The organism is Bacillus sp. 05T31, from assembly GCF_056396725.1.
This window is the reverse complement of the sequence record NZ_JBFTMA010000844.1, coordinates 1-2,243: the sequence shown is the minus strand read 5'-3', so window position 1 is coordinate 2,243 and position 2,243 is coordinate 1. Positions and strand designations below refer to the sequence as shown.

The following is a 2,243-nucleotide window of genomic DNA, read 5'->3' as shown; positions in this document are numbered from 1 at the left end:
ACCTTCTTGTAGTTCGGAAAGTAGCAATTGATGTAAATCTTTTCTATGAATGGAGTACATTTTTGGATAACAAGCTGGAATGGTCAATTTACTAAATATAGTTCCTTTTTCGGATATAAGGTTAAAACCGTCACTTTCGTTGCCAAATTTTTTTATTTGCTCAGAAATTCCGTATGGTTCAAGTGCTTGCATCGCATTTGGGGCAATGATAATACCTGCACCAGCAACAGTAGTTTCAATATTTTTGTCATATACTTTTACATCTAATCCTATTTTTTGTAAGGAAATTGCTGCGCAAAGACCAGCAATACCACCACCTATAATCATGACATTATTCATTTGTTATCCCTCCACAATTAAGTGACTTAACTCATAAAATGACCATGGTCATTTTATGAGTTAAGATTAATACCTTTTTTTGTTATTGTCAATTAGACTTTTAACTATAGTTCCGGAACGATTAGGTGAAAATAGAAATAATTGAAATTCTAAAAATGTAGAAGAGGAATTAGTAAAATTAAGCATCCGAGTAGGAGTATAGAGGGATAACATGTTACAATACAGCTAAGAACACGCAATAAAGGAGAGTTTTTTACGTGAAGATTAAAGCAATTGAACCGACGCCAAGTCCAAATACAATGAAAGTTATTTTGAATGAAGTATTACCATCAGGAGCGCGTAATAATTATACAGATGAAAATAAAGAACAAGCGCCAATGCAAGTGCAAGAAATCTTGAAGATTGAAGGCATTAAAGGTGTGTATCATGTTGCAGACTTTTTAGCAGTGGAGCGAAATGCGAAGTATGACTGGAAAGTTTTATTACAACAAGTTCGTGCTGTTTTCGGTGAAGAAATAGTGGAAGAAAGCGAAGAACAACAACTTTCTCATTTTGGAGAAGTAAAAGTGTTTGTTCAAATGTTCTTTACAATTCCGATGCAAGTGAAGTTAACAGATGGGACCTCAGAAGAGCGTGTTGGTTTACCTGATCGTTTTAAAGAATCAATTATGAAAGTGCAAATGTCTGCACCTAACGTTGTGAAAGAGCGTAAGTGGGTAGAGCAAAGTACACGTTACGGTAATTTTGAAGAAATCGGGAAAGAAGTAGTAGAAGAAATTATTGCTGCTTATTCAGAAGAACGTGTAAATGAAACGGTTAAAGAATTATTAGATCAAGCAGGTGCTGTTGAAGTAACGATTCAAAAGCGTGAGCCATATAAAGTAACAGAAGAGATGATGAAAGATTCTGACTGGAAAAACCGTTTTGCAGCTTTAGAACAAATGGATCCAACGGAAGAAGATATGATGGTATTGAAAATGGCATTAGATGATGAGAAAGTATCTATCCGTATGGAAGCAAATGACGGAGTCTCGTAAAGGGGAATAGTTTATGATTGTTTTCTATGATAGTTGGTGCCCGATGTGTACGGCGGTTGCAGAACGTACGAAAAGATTAGATAAAAAGGGTAAGATGAAATTTGTTTCATTTCGAGATGAAGATGTAGTTGAGAAGTATGAACTTTCTCAAGAATTACAAAGTAAGATGGAACAAAGATTGTATATTTTAAAAAATAATAAGTGGTATGACGGAATTCATAGCATTAACGTATTAGCAAAGGCCGTTCCATCTTATTGGTTTGCAGTACCTTTTATAAAACTATCTATCGTCCTTGGATTTGGAAATAAAGTATACGATTATATTGCCAACAATAGAAAACTTGTCCCAGTTGGACACTGTCGTGAAGGGGTTTGTGAAATCCCTTCAAAAAAATGAAATCATCGTTATCTTTCTTTTGCACCTATTAATAGAGCGTGATATGATAAATTTGGAATGAAAGTTGAAGGAGAGATACAAGATGTCAAATGCATATGAAGAATACATGCGTCAAATGGTAATTCCAATGCGCCAAGAGTTAGTGCGTTCTGGATTTGAAGAGTTAACTACAGAAGAAGCTGTAACAGAATTTATGGAGAATGCATCAGGTACAACTTTAGTAGTTGTAAACTCTGTTTGTGGTTGTGCAGCTGGTTTAGCACGCCCATCAGCAGGTCAAGCGGTTGTACGTGCTGAAAAACAACCTGATCATCTTGTAACTGTATTTGCAGGTCAAGATAAAGATGCTACTGTAAAAATGCGTGAATACTTCGGAGAAATTCCTCCATCTTCACCATCTATGGCATTACTAAAAGGAAAAGAAGTTGTGCACTTCATTCACCGTCATGAAATTGAAGGCGCAACAATGG

General features: G+C 35.6%; 3 protein-coding genes and 1 pseudogene. 3 read left to right on the top strand and 1 reads right to left on the bottom strand.

What is annotated here, in order from left to right:
* The coding region (locus AC1DJR_RS29040; protein WP_477004152.1) for an FAD-dependent oxidoreductase at window positions 1–339 on the bottom strand (339 nt) is incomplete at its 3' end.
* A gap of 257 nt (window positions 340–596) precedes the next feature.
* On the opposite strand from AC1DJR_RS29040, the pseudogene AC1DJR_RS29035 reads away from it, so the two are divergent.
* The 3 genes and pseudogenes from AC1DJR_RS29035 to AC1DJR_RS29025 form a co-directional block, all read left to right on the top strand.
* Window positions 597–1,349: pseudogene (locus AC1DJR_RS29035) on the top strand (virulence factor); the annotation flags it as partial.
* Between the two features lie 40 nt (window positions 1,350–1,389).
* On the top strand, window positions 1,390–1,773 hold the full coding sequence (locus AC1DJR_RS29030; protein ID WP_044441980.1) for a thiol-disulfide oxidoreductase DCC family protein: 384 nt from the start codon (window positions 1,390–1,392) through the stop codon (window positions 1,771–1,773).
* A gap of 82 nt (window positions 1,774–1,855) precedes the next feature.
* The coding region (locus AC1DJR_RS29025; RefSeq protein WP_477004151.1) for a BrxA/BrxB family bacilliredoxin at window positions 1,856–2,243 on the top strand (388 nt) is incomplete at its 3' end.